Annotated in this window: 14 protein-coding genes and 1 pseudogene; 11 read left to right on the forward strand and 4 right to left on the reverse strand. The window is 64.7% G+C overall.

Annotated features, from left to right (window positions below):
• The first annotated feature begins 530 nt into the window (after positions 1 to 530).
• From ABIA96_RS13900 to ABIA96_RS13935, 8 genes and pseudogenes are all read left to right on the forward strand, one after another.
• Positions 531 to 2,867, forward strand: a complete 2,337-nt coding sequence (locus ABIA96_RS13900; protein WP_354137608.1) for a mechanosensitive ion channel domain-containing protein — start codon at positions 531 to 533, stop codon at positions 2,865 to 2,867.
• Between the two features lie 47 nt (positions 2,868 to 2,914).
• Positions 2,915 to 3,217 (forward strand): annotated as a pseudogene (locus ABIA96_RS13905) (tripartite tricarboxylate transporter substrate-binding protein); the annotation flags it as partial.
• A gap of 281 nt (positions 3,218 to 3,498) precedes the next feature.
• On the forward strand, positions 3,499 to 5,151 hold the full coding sequence (locus ABIA96_RS13910) for an NAD-dependent malic enzyme (protein ID WP_354137609.1): 1,653 nt from the start codon (positions 3,499 to 3,501) through the stop codon (positions 5,149 to 5,151).
• 543 nt (positions 5,152 to 5,694) lie between these two features.
• Positions 5,695 to 6,087, forward strand: a complete 393-nt coding sequence (locus ABIA96_RS13915) for a BlaI/MecI/CopY family transcriptional regulator (protein WP_148753097.1) — start codon at positions 5,695 to 5,697, stop codon at positions 6,085 to 6,087.
• Positions 6,084 to 8,603: a M56 family metallopeptidase gene (locus ABIA96_RS13920; protein ID WP_354137610.1), complete on the forward strand. Its 2,520-nt coding sequence runs from the start codon at positions 6,084 to 6,086 to the stop codon at positions 8,601 to 8,603. The genes ABIA96_RS13915 and ABIA96_RS13920 overlap by 4 nt, the downstream gene beginning before the upstream one ends.
• Positions 8,604 to 8,652: 49 nt before the next feature.
• Complete coding sequence (locus ABIA96_RS13925) at positions 8,653 to 8,940, forward strand: hypothetical protein (protein WP_354137611.1); 288 nt, start codon at positions 8,653 to 8,655, stop codon at positions 8,938 to 8,940.
• 150 nt (positions 8,941 to 9,090) lie between these two features.
• Entirely contained in the window at positions 9,091 to 9,612 is a 522-nt protein-coding gene (locus tag ABIA96_RS13930) for a septal ring lytic transglycosylase RlpA family protein (protein ID WP_354137686.1), read from the forward strand.
• 101 nt (positions 9,613 to 9,713) lie between these two features.
• Positions 9,714 to 9,866 (forward strand): hypothetical protein, encoded by a 153-nt coding sequence (locus ABIA96_RS13935; protein WP_354137612.1) that lies wholly within the window; start codon positions 9,714 to 9,716, stop codon positions 9,864 to 9,866.
• 97 nt (positions 9,867 to 9,963) lie between these two features.
• Here the strand turns inward: ABIA96_RS13935 and ABIA96_RS13940 are convergent, their stop codons facing one another.
• From ABIA96_RS13940 to ABIA96_RS13950, 3 genes are all read right to left on the reverse strand, one after another.
• Positions 9,964 to 10,281 carry a hypothetical protein gene (locus ABIA96_RS13940; protein ID WP_354137613.1) on the reverse strand — a complete coding sequence of 106 codons (318 nt, stop codon included), beginning with the start codon at positions 10,279 to 10,281 and terminating at the stop codon, positions 9,964 to 9,966.
• Between the two features lie 147 nt (positions 10,282 to 10,428).
• Positions 10,429 to 10,701: a hypothetical protein gene (locus tag ABIA96_RS13945; RefSeq protein WP_354137614.1), complete on the reverse strand. Its 273-nt coding sequence runs from the start codon at positions 10,699 to 10,701 to the stop codon at positions 10,429 to 10,431.
• Between the two features lie 99 nt (positions 10,702 to 10,800).
• Positions 10,801 to 13,491, reverse strand: a complete 2,691-nt coding sequence (locus ABIA96_RS13950; RefSeq protein ID WP_354137615.1) for a flavin-containing monooxygenase — start codon at positions 13,489 to 13,491, stop codon at positions 10,801 to 10,803.
• A gap of 189 nt (positions 13,492 to 13,680) precedes the next feature.
• Here ABIA96_RS13950 and ABIA96_RS13955 point away from each other — a divergent pair, with 189 nt between their 5' ends.
• Positions 13,681 to 13,929, forward strand: coding sequence for a hypothetical protein (locus ABIA96_RS13955; protein ID WP_354137616.1), 249 nt, complete (start codon positions 13,681 to 13,683; stop codon positions 13,927 to 13,929).
• A gap of 82 nt (positions 13,930 to 14,011) precedes the next feature.
• On the forward strand, positions 14,012 to 15,481 hold the full coding sequence (locus ABIA96_RS13960) for a carboxylesterase/lipase family protein (RefSeq protein WP_354137617.1): 1,470 nt from the start codon (positions 14,012 to 14,014) through the stop codon (positions 15,479 to 15,481).
• A 7-nt stretch (positions 15,482 to 15,488) separates the two neighbouring features.
• On the opposite strand, the gene ABIA96_RS13965 is transcribed toward ABIA96_RS13960, so the two are convergent.
• Positions 15,489 to 15,668: a hypothetical protein gene (locus ABIA96_RS13965; RefSeq protein ID WP_354137618.1), complete on the reverse strand. Its 180-nt coding sequence runs from the start codon at positions 15,666 to 15,668 to the stop codon at positions 15,489 to 15,491.
• Between the two features lie 159 nt (positions 15,669 to 15,827).
• Between ABIA96_RS13965 and ABIA96_RS13970 the strand changes: the two genes are divergently transcribed.
• Positions 15,828 to 16,622 (forward strand): DODA-type extradiol aromatic ring-opening family dioxygenase, encoded by a 795-nt coding sequence (locus ABIA96_RS13970; RefSeq protein WP_354137619.1) that lies wholly within the window; start codon positions 15,828 to 15,830, stop codon positions 16,620 to 16,622.
• The last annotated feature ends 9 nt before the right edge of the window (positions 16,623 to 16,631 follow it).

A 16,631-nucleotide genomic window follows, 5' to 3' on the forward strand; every position in this document is an offset into this window, starting at 1 on the left:
GGCACGCCGGGTTTAGGTTTAGTGGGCTGCAGTCAGTAAGGCAGAGCCCCTACCTGCCCGGCGCTGTGCGTTTTGCACCGTCGGATCGACTGGGCCTTCTTCTGCACGCCGAAGAGATCACCGAGCGATTGATAATAGACCGGCTGCTTGTCGTGCAGCGTGCTGCGGTTGTTGGGCGGGCGATCGACATTGCCCCAGAGATAGATTGCCCCAGAGATAGAGGCTTCCCGTCACCGCAAAAAACTCCCGCACGTTTCTTCAGCAAATAGGAATCTGGCGGATAAAGCTCGTTCTGCCTGGCGATGTCGTAGAAGCGTGCCCCCGAACTCCTATCGTAATCTCTCACTCTTTTGCGACATTGACCATGGCGCGGTTCCATCCTGCCTGCGTTGCAGCAAATGCCAAGAGAATGTCGCCTCATTGGCAAACTTCCGACACAGGATCGGGGCGAATAGCGCTGACCCGACATGACGCAGTGCTTCGCGGTCACGATTCCGCCGGCGCATTTCATTTACTTTTGGGGAATCCGCGTGTCGCACAAGTTTGTCTCAGCGCTTTTCGCAGCGCTCTTCCTCGCCATCTCGTCGTTCTCCCCGGCCCACGCAGAGCCGCCCGCGCCGGCCACCAATGGAGCGGCCGCGCTGTCGCCCGACGAGGCCAGGCGGGCGCTGGACACGCTGCAGGACGACAAGAAGCGCGCGCAAATGATCGACACCCTGCGCGCGATTGCGAATGCGTCCGGTCCGCAGCAGCCGGCACCCGCGCCCGAGCAGAAGTCGCCGATTCCGCTCTCGGCCGATGGCCTCGGCGCACAGCTTCTGCTCACCGTGTCCGAGGAGATCGGCGAGATCTCGCGCGATGTCGCCGATATGGCGCGGACGCTCACGCATTTCCCGGCGTTCTATTACTGGATCGTGCGGACCGCCAATGATCCCGACGCCTATAATCTCCTGATCGAGATCGCCTGGAAGCTGGCGTTGGTGTTCGGCTGTGCTCGTGCGGCCGAATGGGTGGTTGTCCGCCTGATCCGGCGCCCGGTCACGTTCCTCGAAGGGCGCGTGCCGCAAACGGCGCGCCTGCCGGCGCAGGTGCTGCCGATCGCCGACCCGCCATCGTCAGTTGCCGACGTGACGCCGGCGCCCGAATTGCAAAAGCGCCGTCACAGCCTCGCGCGTGCGTGGCAATCGTTGCTGCGGCTGCCGTTCGTGTTCGGGCGCCTGGTACTCGAGCTGCTTCCGGTGGTCGCTTTCGTCGGCCTCGCGACCGCACTGCTCGGAACGGAGATCGGCGAGCCTGCCACCGTCCGTCTCGTGATCCTCGCCGTCGTCAACGCCTACGCGTTCTCGCGCGGGCTCATTTGCGTGGTCCGCGCGCTGGCCGGGCCGTTCGGCCTGTTTCCGGTGCGCGCCGAGACCGCAGCCTATATCGAGATCTGGGCGCGTCGCATCGTCGGCGTCGGCGTATCCGGCATTGCATTCGCCAACGTGGCGCTGCTGCTCGGCCTGCATCGCGCCGGCTATGCCGCGCTCTTGCGCATGGTGATGTTGGTCGTGCATCTCTTCGTCGTCGTCATCATCCTGCAATGCCGCCGCCAGGTGGCCGATTCCATCCGCGCGCCGGCGGCCCGGCAGGGGATTACGGCGCGGCTGCGCGACCGCATCGCCGGCGGCTGGCATTATCTGGCCATCGCGCTCGACCTGGCGCTGTGGGCGGTCTGGGCGCTGAATATCCGCAATGGCTATTCGTTGCTGCTGCAATATTTCGTCGGCACCATCGTGGTGGTGCTGATCACGCGCATCGCCATCATGGTGACGCTGAGCCTGATCGACCGGGGTTTCCGGATCCAGCCGGAAATTCTCCAGCGCTTTCCGGGACTGGAGATCCGCGCCAACCGCTATCTGCCGCTGCTGCGCAAGGTTGTCTCCGGCGTGATTGCCTTCATCGGCTTTGTCGCCGTGCTCGAGGTCTGGGGCGTCGACGCCATCGTCTGGTTCTATGGTGGCCAGATCGGCAGTCGGCTGATCTCGGCGCTCGCAACGATCGGCATCGCCGTCTTCATTGCTGCAGCGATCTGGGAAGCCAGCAATGCGCTGCTGGACCGGCAGATCAACACGCTGTCGCGCGACGGACATTATGCCCGCGCGGCGCGCCTGCGCACCTTCCAGCCGATGCTCAGGACGGCGCTGTTGTGCCTGATCGCCACCGTCGTCGGCCTTACGGCGCTCAGCGAAATCGGTGTCAACGTTGCGCCGCTGCTCGCGGGTGCCGGCATCGTCGGCATTGCCATCGGCTTCGGTTCGCAGAAGCTGGTGCAGGACCTCATCACCGGCTTGTTCCTGCTCCTGGAGAACACGGTCCAGGTCGGCGACGCCGTCAGCGTGTCGGGCCTGTCGGGCGTGGTCGAGAACGTCTCGATCCGCACCATTCGCCTGCGCGCCGGCGACGGCGCCGTGCACATCGTGCCGTTCAGCGCGGTGACGACGATCACCAATGCCAGCCGCGGCGCCGGCAACGCCTCCGTGAGTGTCAACGTCGCCTACAAGGAAGACACCGATCGCGCCGGCCAGATTCTCAAGGACATCGTCGAGGAGATGCGCCGCGAGACGGAATTCCGCCCGTTGATCCGCGGCGACCTCGATCTCTGGGGTATCGACAAGGTCGATGGCGCGATGGTGTCGATCGTCGGCCAGATCCGCTGCACCGAGGCCGGCCGCTGGCCGGTCCAGCGCGAATTCAACCGCCGCATGAAGCAGCGCTTCCAGCAGAACGGCATCGAGGTCGCGTCCGCCACCCAGACCATTTTGATGCACGTCGCGCCGCCGGCTGATGTCGCCACGAACCTGACGCCAAGGCGGGCGGCCGGATAGCCGCTCGCCAAATTTTCCGGCTTGCCTCCGCTCACCCGGCAGCGTTCACGCGGCTTGCGTCCGCCCCCGACATTCCGACCGTCGACGAGGCGGGGCTGCCAGGCCTCTACATCTCCCACTGGCACGGCATCTGGGCCCCGAGGAACGCGCCGAAGGAGATCGTCACAAAGCTCAACACGGCGATTGTCGCAGCACTTGCCGAGCCGTCCGTCAGGCAGCGCTTTGCGGAACTGGGCCAGGAGATTCCGCCGGCGGACCAGCAATCGCCCGCAGCGCTCGGCGTCTTTCAGAAGGCCGAGACCGAGAAATTGTGGCCGATCGTGAAGGCTGCGGATATCAAGGCGGAATAGTCTTATCGCGTCACGAGCTTCCCCCTCATCCTGAGGAGGCCGCATAGCGGCCGTCTCGAAGGATGGCCGCAGGCGAGATCGGGGCCTTCATGGTTCGAGACGCGCGTTCCGCGCTCCTCACCATGAGGAGCGGGAAGTGTGCGGCATTAACCTCCTGCCACGCGCGAAATCTCGCTGCGGTGCGAGATCACAATCGATGCACGCGTCGCTCAGTCCTTGATCTCAGGTGAGCGCTGGCCGACAATGTTTGCTGTTCAATAAGAAACTCCCTGGGGGAATTCGTGAATAGACCTGCTCGGGTCAGCGCCCATTCGACATCATCCGATTCCGCACAAGGCATGACGCTGCTGCGCGATCCCTTGCTCAACAAGGGCACGGCCTTCACCGAGGAGGAGCGCGCTGCGCGCGGCCTGCGCGGCCTGTTGCCGCCTTGCGTGCTGACGATCGAGACGCAGGTCGAGCGCGTGCTGACCAACCTGCGCACGCTGCCGACCGACCTCGAAAAATACGTCGCGCTGAATGCGCTGCATGATCGCAACGAGGCACTGTTCTTCCGCGTCGTCGTCGACAACATCGACGAGATCCAGCCGATCATCTATACGCCGACGGTCGGACTCGCCTGCCAGAAATACGGCCTGATCTACCAGCGGCCGCGCGGCATGTTCATCTCCTCGCGCGATCGCGGCGAGATCGCCGAGATTTTGAAGAACTGGCCCTATCCGGCCAAGCTGATCGTCGTGACCGACGGCGAGCGCATCCTGGGGCTCGGCGATCTCGGCGCCAACGGCATGGGCATCCCGGTCGGAAAGCTCTCGCTCTATTCGGCCTGCGCCGGCGTGCATCCCGAGCAGTGCCTGCCGATCGTGCTCGACGTCGGCACCAACAACGAGGAGCTTCTCAGCGATCCCTACTATCTCGGTCTGCGCGAGCGGCGGCTCACCGGCGAGGCCTATGACGGCTTCGTCGACGAGTTCATGACGGCCGCGCGAAAGACGTTTCCAGATGTGCTGATCCAGTTCGAGGATTTCGCCAACCATTCCGCGTTCAAGCTGCTGCACAAATACCGGGATGAAGCCTGCGTCTTCAACGACGACATTCAGGGCACCGCAGCGGTTGCGCTCGCCGGCCTGTTCTCGGCGTTGCGCGTCAATGGCGGCAAGCTCAGGGACCAGCGCATCCTGTTCCTCGGCGCGGGCGAGGCGGCGACCGGCATCGCCGATCTCGTCGTCTCCGCCATGATGGCGGAGGGCACGACGGAAGCCGAGGCGCTGCGGCGCAACTGGCTGGTGGATTCCCGCGGCCTCGTCGTCAGCAGTCGCGAAGGCCTCTCCGGCCACAAGCGCCGTTATGCGCATAAGGATCAGGCGCCGATCGCCGACTTCCTCACCGCGATCAAGACGCTGAAGCCGACGGCGATTATCGGCGTCGCCGCGGTCGGTGGTGCCTTCACGCCCGAGGTGCTCAAGGCGATGGCCGAGCTCAACGAGCAGCCGATCGTGTTCGCGCTGTCCAACCCGACCTCGAAGGCCGAGTGCTCGGCGGAGGATGCCTATCGCTACACCGAGGGCCGCGCGCTGTTCGCCTGCGGCAGTCCGTATGATCCGGTCAAGCTCAACGGCCGCACCTTCGTGCCGCGCCAGGGCAACAACTCCTACATCTTTCCCGGCGTCGGCCTCGGCGTCATCGCCAGCCGATCGCGGCTCGTGACCGACGAGATGTTCATGGCGGCCGCCCATACGCTCGCCAATTGCGTCGGCAAGGAGGACCTCGACCAGGGCAGCCTGTATCCCGCGCTGCCCCGCATCCGGGAGGTCTCGGCCCGCATCGCAGCGGCCGTCGCTGACGTCGCCTATCAGCGCGGGCTTGCCGACGGACCCGCGCCCAACGACGTGAAGGGCCTGGTCCAGTCGCAGATGTACGAGCCGAAGTACTGAGGCTGCTAAGCGAAATGGACTTAGGTTGAATCAAGTAGCCGCGGGCTTGGTGCACCTCTCTCGCTTGCGGGAGAGGTCGGCGCAACGCGCCGGGTGAGGGCTCTCTCCTCTGGGGGAGTGTCCCATGCGGAGAAACCCTCTCCCCAACCCTCCCCCGCAAGCGCAGGGCAATCGCATACGGGAGCGATTCCCCCCGTAGCCATCCTTCGAGACGCCCGCCGTTGGCGGGCCCTCAGGATGAGGACCGAGTGTGCGGCCGTCGTTTCGACCAGCACCAATGCCACTTAGCCTCATCCTGAGGAGACCGCGAAGCGGTCGTCTCGAAGGACGAGGCGCGCGCTGCGATCGCGCAAACTGCCATATGCGATTGCCCTACCCGCAAGCGGGGGAGGGAGCACACCTCCCTTGCCGCGGCAATTGAAACCTAATCTCATCAGGCTCTACGAACGATTCCGGTTCGGCCGGAATCGCCGTTGTTCGCCGACGCCTTATGTGCGACGGTCCGTAGCGTTACAAGAATCTCAAGCCGTTAGGTAAGCCACCATGGACGATCGTTTGCCCGACCTGGGCGATCTCGAGCACGAGGTCATGCAATTGGTATGGGCCCATGGGCCGGTCACGGCCGAAATCGTCCGCGAGCGACTATCGCGACGCCTGAAGGAATCGACGGTGCGGACGGTGCTGCGCCGGCTGGAAGAAAAAGGCTATGCTCGCCACACCGTGGACGGGCGCACCTACGTCTACCACGCCGCCGAAGAGCGGGCGCGCGTCGCGGCCAAGGCGGTGCAGCGCATCGTCGACTGGTTCTGCAACGGCTCGATGGAGGAGGTCCTCGTCGGCATGGTGGACAATGCAATGCTCGATCAGCAGCAATTGCGTGCGCTGGCCGACCAGGTGGCCAAGGCGAAGAAGGCGAGGGGAGTGAAAAAAGAATGATCGCAGCTCTGGCTGAGGCGGCGTTACGCTCCTTCTCGCTGGGAGGCGTCGTCTGGATCGGTCTCATCCTGTTTCGTGTGCGCAATCCGCACGTCCACATGACGGCGTGGGTGGTCGTCCTGCTGGCATCGTTGGCGATGCCGTTCGTGATGCATTGGCCGACGCTCACCATCGACCGGATGCCCTTGTCCGTGCCGGTGCCGGACGAAGCGTGGCCGGCCGACTTCGCGATGCCTGAGCGGCCGCAGCCGTTCCTGCCGATCGCGCCCGCTGCGGCCATCGCGCCGATGGTGACGCGAGGCGTCTCGATCGACTGGTGGATGGTCGCCACCACCGTCTATGCCTGTGTCGCCGGCCTGTTGCTGCTGCGGCTGGCCATCGGCCTCTGCCTGACCTGGCGTCTGGCACGCGCGGCGAAGCCGGTGAAAAGCCGTGAGATGATCGATGCCGATGTGCGCGTCAGCCGCGACGTCGGCGGTCCCGTCACCTTCGGCTCGACCATCCTGGTGCCGCCGCAGTTTTTCGGCTGGGACGCGAAGAAGCGCCTCGCGGTGCTCGCCCATGAGGGCGCGCATGTCGCCAACCGCGATTTCTACGTTTTGCTGCTCGCCTCGCTCAACCGCGCGGTGTTCTGGTTCAGCCCGTTCTCCTGGTGGCAACTGACGCGGCTTGCCGAGCTTGCCGAGATCATCAGCGATGCCCGGGCGATCGAGATGATCGACGACCGGCTCTCCTACGCCGAAATCCTGCTCGACGTCGCTGCCTCCGTGAAGCCGCGGCCGATGGAGCTTGCGATGGCGCAGGCCTCGACCGTGCGCGCGCGCGTCGAACGCATCATCGCAGCTGCCGCCATGCCCGCGGCGGTCGGCTGGCGCAAGCGGCTTTGGATCGCGGCTGCGATCGTGCCGGTGGTGATCGTGTCGGCCGGCATGATCGCCTATCGCACGCCGGATCCGGTGCCCGCCGGCGCGGATCTCGGCGATGTACCGGCCGAGCATTACCATCCGTTCGCCAATTTCTATGCCATGGGCCCCGCCTCGGTGTTCGCCGTCTTCCGCGAGGGCGACGAAATCTACGGGCAGCTGACCGGGCAACGCAGGCTGCGCCTGACCGTCGCCAATGACGGTACGGCGTCGTATGCGGCGTCGTTCGGCGAGATCTCGTTCCCGATCGATGCAGAGCGCCGCTCGTCCGAATTGATGCTGCATATGAACGGCCGCGACGTGCGCGCCGTTCGCGTTGCCGAGACGCCGGCGCCGGCCACAGATCCCGTGTCGCTCGATCAATATGTCGGCTGGTACAAGATCGCGCCGAACCGCGTGCTCACCGTGCGGCGTGATGGCGATCGTCTGCAACTGCAGGAGACCGGGCGGGGCCGAGCGCCGGTTCTTGCCGAGGGCACTGACGCCTTCTCCGTCCACGGCGATCATCTCCTGATCTTCCTGCGCGATGAGGCGGCCAGCGTCTCGCGCGTGCTGGTCCAGAATGTCACCTCCGGCGCCCGCCTCGCGCAGCGGATCGATGCGGCCACGGCCCAGGCGATCGAGGCCGACTTCGCGCGGCGCCTCGCGGAAGTGCCTGACAGGTTCAGGGAGCAGGTCCCGGCTGCAGGCAGCAAGGCGGTGATCCTCGCGGGGATCGAGGATCTTCGCCGCGGCACGCCGAACTACGATCGCATGAGCGCGCCGCTCGCCGCCAACATCCACCGTCGGGTCGACGAGCTGCGCGCGACGTTCGTGGCGCTCGGTGCCGTCGAGTCGATCTTCTTCCGGGGGGTCGGGCCTGGCGGCTACGACATCTATGGGGCGAAGTTCGAGAACGGGACCGCGGAATTCCGCGTGCTGCTTGAACCCGACGGCAAGGCCGGCGACGTCACCTTCCGGCCCGACGGCAATGACGAACTCGGCGGCATCGTGTCCTGTTCGCAGGAGGCGAGCGTGCGCGGCCGCGCCGATACCTCGCCGATCAGGATCATGCTTTATAACGAGACGGACAGCGACATTCAGGTCTTCAATCTCGACGCGAACGGTCAGCACAAGGCGCAGAGTGTCGTCAGGTCGGACATGACCTGGGCCGCGTTGACCACCGTGAACAGTCCCTGGGTCATTGCCGACAAGTCCGGGAAGTGCATGGAGATCCTGGTGCCGGGCCGGCAGACGCGCTTCCATAATGTCGAGGCCTCGAACGTCGCGGCACGGCCGGGGCGCGCGGCGCGTCGCGCCGTCCCGATCGCCAATGGCGAGGCGATGCTGCGGCAATATATCGAGGGTATCGGCAAGGGGCAGCCCGACTACGACCACATGACGACGGAAGTTGCCAACATCACGCGGCACCAGCTTTCGTTCGACCAGGCTATCCTGGTGCGGCTCGGCGCGTTGCGCGCGGTCTCTTTCCGAGGCGTCACCGCGCTCGATAGCGACATCTATTTTGCCCAGTTCGCCAACGGCTCCGCAGAATGGCGCATCGGTGTCAGGAACGGCACGATCACCAAGATCGCGCTCGGGCCGAATTATTAGACGCGCGTTCTCTTTATCGTGATCATGCGGCGATGCCGTCAAACGGTGCTTGCGCCCGTTCATCTCAAACGTTACGCTGTGTAACACTACGCTAAGTAACCTGACGCGGATGTTCGGTGCGGCCGTGCGCCTTGGAGTTCGGCGCGGCCCTCACAAGCTGACCGGGTTCATGATGTGCACGCTGACGCAACGGGAGCTCGATTTTCTCGCCAGCTTGAAAACCGGCTGGCGGCTGCTCTATCGGCGCGAACTGATGCGGCTCATCCGGGGCGACATCGAGGCCGGCGAGGCGCAGCCGGAGACGCGCGCGATCAATTGGCGCATCATATCAAACTGAGTTCCCTGTCCTGTGTCGATTCAGGGCGGGTACCTGTGGTGGATTCATCACAGCCGGCGCGAAACGATGGTGGCCGCAAGGCCGCTTTTGTTCAGCCAAGGTTCTGCCCTCATTGCCCACCGAAACTTGGGGTTGTTCGGAGGGCGCATCATGTCTCGCTTTGCAAGTGCCGAAACTACCCCGATTTCGCTGGCAACCTCGGCGCGGTTGCTGCTCGCCATCATCGGCGCCGCATCGCTCGCCGCGTGCGCACAATCACCGGTCGGCCGCCAAAAAGCAGACCTTGCTCCGACCACAAGGCAAACCGCGGTCGAGCGTCCGCACAGGGTGGCAGCGCTGCATCGCCCCGTGAGCCGGGTGCGTATCCCCCACGACACCGCCGACGCGAAGCCGACGGCCTCGCATGGCGTGGCCAGTTTCTATTCAGACACGGAGACCGCGAGCGGCGAGAAGTTCGACAAGAACGAATTGACCGCGGCGCACCCGACGCTGCCGTTCGGCACCAGGCTGCGCGTGACCGACGTTTCCTCCGGCCGCTTCGTGACCGTCCGGGTCAACGATCGCGGGCCCTTTGTTCGCGGACGCGTGGTCGACATCTCTCCCTCCGCGGCCGAGGCGCTCGGCATGGTCGACAAGGGCATCGCCAATGTCAGGCTCGACGTCGTGCAATAGTACGCCGCTCATCGACATCGGTAGGCCGCGCTTAACCGGCTGTTAGCTGCTCTCCCGCACGATGGGTACCCGGCAATTCGGGGCTTTGGGGGAGAAGGCGCTTGACCACGATCCAGCATCTCGAAGATCAGGCTGCGCGCGCCGAGCGACTTGCCAAACGGATCACGGATACGCTGACGATCGAAAAGCTCCTGAGTTTCGCCGGCGACCGCCGCCGCGAGATCGAGGTCATCGCCGGCAGGCGACGTGGCTAACGCCTGCAGCGAGTAACGCCTGCATGGGGTCGAGGTGCTCCGCTCTGGTTGCTCGGCGTGCCGCTGCCGAACGTTCTGCTGCTGGCACTTGCCGTCGTCAGCTATGGCTCTCGACGAAATCGCTGAGATAGTCCGGCAGCGTCACGCCATCGATATCGCAGCGTGCCTGGATCTCGTCGGCAATTTCGGTCGAGATGTCCTTCATCCAGTGCTCGAGCGTATTGAACGAGATCACCTTGATGGGATCGTTGAAGCAGCCGGCGACGAGCTCGCCGATGGTCGCTTCGAGATTGCTGCGTTCGACACGGATTTCAGTCGCCTTGTCGAGGCGATCGATCACCACGAACAGGGTCTGGTCTGCGCCGAAGGGCACGGTTTGACTGGGCACGGTTTGACTGGGTATGGCTTCAAGCATCTCAGGCACTCACGCCTTGGCTTTGGATCGGCTTCGGATTCTTGGTTTCAGATTCTTGGTTTCAGATTCTTGGCTTCCGATCCCTGTTAACGGGAACAACCGGAAGAAGGTTCCTGCCATGATGAGAAGCTTGTCGGGCTGGCGCCTTCAGAGATATTCCCGCAGCCGCGATAGCTCGAGGACGTGCTCGGGCGACAGGATGTCTGTGACCAGCACAGGCTGCGGCGCCGTGTGGATCTCATAGAGATGCCGGGTCGGCGCGGGCTTCTCCATGAAGGCCGAGATGCACTGATCGAGCGTGCCCTCGCTCACCTGATAGGACGCACGGTCCGGCCGGCGCTGGTTTCCGAGTGACGGCCATTTGTGCAGCACTGAGAGCGCGCTGAAATCAACCTTTGAATCAACTGATACGCCACCCATCGTCCTCACCTCACGCAAAAAGACCCCCGGCACGCAAAGCCCTCGCGTACCGGGGCTCACAACGCGATGGCCGGGAAAAGGTTCCCGGCCGACCGCGTCTTAACTCGCGGCCGCCGCGATTTTATGCCCCGGATCAGCATGGCGGTGATTGGTTTCGTCGCCGCGGCTGACCTCCGGCGGAAACCCGGCAAAGCGCCGCAGGGCTTGTGCCATCTGCACCCGGCCCTGGACGCCGGTGATGACCACATCGACCATCGCAAAGGACGAGTGGAAATGGCCATGCGCCTTTAGCTGTTCGACCGGGACACCCGCGGCCGCCATCGCGTCCGCATAGGCGATACCCTCGTCACGTAGCGGATCGAACTCGCAAGTGACGACAAAGGCCGGGGGCAACCCTGAGACCTTGCCGCGCAGCGGCGAGGCGCGCGGATCGGTGCGGTCGGCCGGCGAGCAGTAGAGGTCCCAGAACCAGTACATCAGCGACCGCGTCAGGAAGTAGCCGGTCGCATTGTCATTGTAGGACGGACGATCATAAGTGCAGTCGGTGACCGGACACACCAGCAGCTGGCCGGCGATCTCCGGCCCGCCGCGATCGCGCGCGAGCTGGCAGGTGACGGCGGCGATGTTGCCGCCGGCGCTCCAGCCCGCGACCAGCACCGGGCCGGGCTTGCCGCCGAGTTCGGCCAGATGCTCCGCGATCCAGCGCGTCGCCGCGTAGCCGTCTTCGGCCGCGGCCGGGAAGCGATGCTCCGGGGCGTGGCGATAGCCGACGCTGACGAAGGTCAGACCGGTCCGCCGCACCATGTCGCGGCAGAACGGCTCGTCCGACTGCTCATCGCCGAGCACCCAGCCGCCGCCGTGGAAATAGACGACGACCTGATGTGGGCCCGGTGTGGCCGGCTTGTAGACGCGATATGGCAGCGGGCCATCCGGGCCGGGCAGCGTGCCGTCGACGATGTCGCCGATCGGCCGTCCCGCGGGCCGGCCCTTGTTGAACTCGTTGACGAAGGCGCACGCGCCTTGCGCCCCCATCGACTCGATCGGCGGCAGGTTCAGCGACGCGAGAAAGTTCAGCACCAGCCGCACGTCCGGCTGGAGCTGCACCACCTCGCCGTCATTGCATTGCGCGGCGCCGTCGGCGCCAGTGAGCCTGAAGCCGAGCATGCCGCGGCTCGTGACCTCGTCGCAGATGCTGCGATAGGGACCGACGCCGCCGGTATAGGGCATCAGGCCCTGCACCTTGCCGGGGACGTTGGCGCCCGTGTACCAGGTGTTGGCGAGCCGGTGCAGCGTCACCATCGAGCAGTCGGTCATGTGCCGGCCCCAGCCGGCCTGCGCCGTCTCGGTCGGCTCGATCGTGGTGAAGCCGGCGTCGCGCAAGGCGGCGAGGCGGTCGACAACCCAGTCGACATGCTGCTCGATCGAGACCGCCATGTTCGACAGCACCGACGGGCTGCCGGGCCCCGTGATCATGAAGAAGTTCGGGAAGCCCTCGACCGTGAGACCGAGATAGCTCTGCGGTCCCTGCGCCCAGACATCGGTGAGCGACTTGCCGTTGCGTCCGGTGATCGGATGCACGGCGCGGATCGCGCCGGTCATGGCGTCGAAACCGGTCGCGAACACGATGACATCGACGTCGACGTTTCGTTTGCCGGTGGTGATGCTGCCTGCGGTGATCGCCTTGATCGGCTCCTGGCGCAGATTGACCAGCGTGACGTTCGGCCGGTTGTAGGTCGCATAATAGTTGGTATCGAGGCAGGGGCGTTTGGCGCCAAAGGGATGATCGTGCGGCATCAGCGCTGCCGCAGTCTCCGGATCCTTCACGGCTGCCGAAATCTTCTCGCGGATGAGATCGCAGATCAGTGCATTGCCATCGACATCCACGCCCTGGTCGGCCCAGAGCTGGGTCAGAATGTGGACGAGATCGCCGGCCGCCCAGGCGCGTTCGAAGCGTTCGCGGCGCTCGGCATCGCTCAACTGCCAGCTCACCACCGTTTGCTGCGGATAGGGCACGCCGGTCATCGACTGGCGCGCCTGCTCGCGGTAGGCCGCGCGGTCGCTCTGGAACAGATCCCTGCGATCGGCCGGCGAGGGGCCGTTATGCGCGGGCAGCGCGAAGTTCGGGGTGCGCTGGAACACGGTCAGGTGCGCGGCCTGTTCCGCGATCAGCGGGATCGACTGGATCGCCGACGATCCGGTGCCGATCACGGCGACGCGCTTTCCGGCGAGATTGACGCCGTCATGCGGCCAGCGTCCGGTGAAATAGATTTCGCCCTTGAAATCCTTGACGCCGTCGATCTCCGGCGGTTTTGGCGCGGAGAGGCAGCCGGTGGCCATGATGTAGTGGCGGCAGGAGACCGGCGCGCCGTTGTCGGTGGCGAGCTGCCAGCGCTCGGCTGTCTCGTCCCATTTGGCTTCGATGACCTTGGTCCTGAAGCGGATGTCGCGGCGCAGATCGTAGCGATCGGCGACGAAGCCGAGATAGCGCAGGATCTCGGGCTGGGCGGCGTATTTCTCCGACCAGGTCCAGAGCTTGTCGAGTTCCGGATCGAACGTGTAGCTGTAGTCGATGGTCTGGATATCGCAGCGCGCACCGGGATAGCGGTTCCAGTACCAGGTGCCGCCGACATCGCCGGCTTCCTCGAGGCCGACGGCCGAGAGACCGGCCTTGCGCAGGCGATGGAGAAGATAGAGGCCGGCAAATCCGGCGCCGACCACGGCAACATCGACCTGCTGGGCTGTTCCACTCGCCGGCTTGGACTCACGTGCGGCGACCATTGCTTCCGGCATGGTATTCCTCCCGTGTATTTTGTTTTGCCGGCAGGCTAGTCCTGCAGGCTCGGCATGTCATCAGAGCAAGTGCAATCTTCGGTAGTCGTTGCGGCCTCATCATAATGACGCGAAGGTTGCTTCAATGCACGCATCGCGATGCACAATGGCCGTGATTGCCCGGGCTAATCATGCGCGATCCGTCTGTGTATGCTTGCGGTTACAAGCCACGCGTACCGACCGGGCGTCATGACAGAGTTGAGTGAGCGGACCAAAGCGAACATGGACGTCGTCCTGGAGGAGACGTGCCGCCAATTGCCGCATGGCGGCGACCACGACAGCCGCAGGTTCATCGCCGAGCGCCTGATCGAGGCGGCGCAATCCGGCCATTCCACGCTCGGCGAGCTCGGCATCATCGCGCGGCATGCGCTGGCGGAGATCATTGCCAAGGGCGGCTAGCTCCCGCCACAGCGCTTGCCTCGCCACGCCTCGCGGACGTAACCTGCCAGGGAACTTTTCCGCGCATCGAGATCTCCTGAAGATGCGATCCCTGCTTGCGGTCATTTCAGCCTTTGCATTGCTCTGTACCGGCGCGGCCGTGGCGCAGGCGGTCGGTCAGTTTCCATTTGCATTGACGCGCGAAGGCCAGATGCTCGGCGCCGTCGAGGGTGAGGTGGCGTCCTTCAAAGGGCTCGCCTATGCGGCGCCGCCGCTCGGCGCACTGCGCTGGCGTCCGCCGCAGGCATTGCCCGAGAGTTCGGAGATGAGCATGGCCTACCACTATGGCGCGCCCTGCCTTCAGCCGTCGATGCCCGCCGCGCGCGAGGATTGCCTCACGCTCAACGTGTTTCGTCCCTTCGGCGTCGACGGACCGTTGCCGGTGATGGTGTTCATTCATGGTGGCGGTTTCGTTACGGGCACCGCAAATGATCCGTTGTTCGACGGCGCAAGGCTCGCGCAGGCCGGGCTCATCATCGTGACCTTGAATTATCGTCTCGGCGCGCTCGGCTGGCTGATGCATCCCGCACTGTCGGAAAGCGGCTCCGGCAATTTCGGTCTGATGGACCAGATCACGGCGTTGCGCTGGGTGCATGACAACATCGCGGCTTTCGGCGGCGATGCAAACAACGTCACGCTGTTCGGCAACGGCGCCGGCGCAACGTCGATCGCGCTGCTGATGCTGTGTGCCCAATCGCGGGATCTCTTCCAAAAAGCCATTTTGCAATCGGTGCCAGGTCGTGCGCGCCTGCCTTCGCCGCGGCAAACCGAGGTTGTGGGCCGACAGTTCGTCGCGGCGCTTGGGCAGGCGGCGGACTTGCGCGCCGTCGAACCGGCGCGGCTGCTTGCCACGGAAAAAAGCGTGCTGGAGAAATCGCCGCGCAGCTTTGCGCCGGCGATGGACGGACATCTGGTGACGGAAGACATCGCCGCGGGATTTTCGGCAGGACATGAGAGCCGCATTCCCCTGATCATCGGCTCGAACAACGATGAGACCCGCTTCGACAGCGAGCCGGACGTCAAGGAGATGCTGTCCGCTTCGGGCGAGAGCATCGATGAGCTGCGCAAGCTCTATCCCGATGCCGCCGGGACGTCAGACGTTGCGGCCAGCTTCTACACCGACAAGGTCTTCTCCGAGCCGGTGCGAAGGCTCGCCCGGCTTCATGCGGCGACCGGCGCGCCGACCTTCCGCTATCGCTTTGCCTATGTGCCGGAAGCCCGGCGCGGCAATCCCGAGGAAGGCCACGGGCGCGAGTTGCAGTTCATCTTCGGCGTGGAGGGCGTGCCCGGTGCGGGCATTTTCTCGCGACGAGATCGCGAGGTCGCAAACCGCTTGCGCGCCTACTGGATCAACTTCGCAAAGAGCGGCGATCCCAACGGTGCCGAGCTGCCGCATTGGGATGCGGTCGCGGACCGCGACCATTTGCTGCTGATCACGAATGATCGCATCACGAGCGGCGACGACCCATGGTCGGGGCGTCTGGACCGGCTCGCAGGCGACAGCAAAAAATGAGTTGGACTTAGGCCGCGAGCTCGACGCGCGGAGCCGGGCTCAACCGGTCTTCTTCCAGATGGTCCATCGCGCCGTCCTTCTCGACGGCGTAGAACTGCAGGCCTTCCTTCGTCCTGTAGGCGGCGCGAACCACGCCGCGGCGGCCCTTGTCACTGTTGACGACGTCCCCCAGTGCAAACTTCTTCATCTCACGTCTCGCTTGTCTTCTGGCCGATTGCTTCAGCCACGCCGGATTGTGGGCGGCAAATCGTTAACGACTTGCTAACCATACCGGTTTGCCTATGCTCGCCGCCGATTGCGCGGGCCGTTCACACGCGCATGTTGTCAAAGAGACGAGCTGGCGTAAATGACGCGACTTCCAACCCTGTTCCTGTCCCACGGCGGCGGCCCCTGGCCCTTCATGGAGGACCGGCGGGTGCAATATGCGAAGACTGCTGCGGAATTCGGCCGGCTGCCACAGCTTCTGCCTGCAAAGCCGAAGGCGGTGCTCGTCATCACCGGACATTGGGAGGCGGACGCCTTTACCGTGTCGACCTCCGCGCATCCGCCGATGGTGTACGACTATTACGGATTCCCCGAGCATACCTATCACATCAAATATCCGGCGCCGGGCGAACCCGAGCTTGCTGCGGAAGTGAGAGCGCTGCTCAAGCACGCGGGCCTCGAATGCCGGGAGGATCCCAATCAGGGGTTTGACCACGGCACCTTCGTGCCGCTCGGACTGATGTATCCGAACGCCGACATGCCGATCGTGCTGATGTCGCTGAAGTCCAGTTACGACGCGGCCGAGCACATCAGGGTTGGCCAGGCGATCGCATCTCTCCGCGCCGAACGCGTTTTGATCGTTGGCAGCGGTCTCACCTATCACAACATGCGCGGCTTCGGGCGCGCGGAGTCCAAGCCGGTCTCGTATGATTTCGAGGCCTATCTGAACGAGGCGATCGGCAACCCGGATGCGGTGCGCCGCAACGCGATGCTGGTGGACTGGGAGAGCGCGCCGAGCGCGCGTCTCGCCCATCCGCGCGAGGACCATCTGCTGCCGTTGATGGTCGCGGCGGGTGCCGCCGGCAGCGACGTGGGCAAGCGCGTCTTCGTCGACGAGGTCGCGAATGTGGCGATGGCGTCTTACATGTTCGGGTGAATCCGCCCT

Origin of the sequence: Bradyrhizobium sp. LB11.1, from assembly GCF_040549385.1 — a bacterium.
Classification (GTDB): Bacteria; Pseudomonadota; Alphaproteobacteria; order Rhizobiales; family Xanthobacteraceae; genus Bradyrhizobium.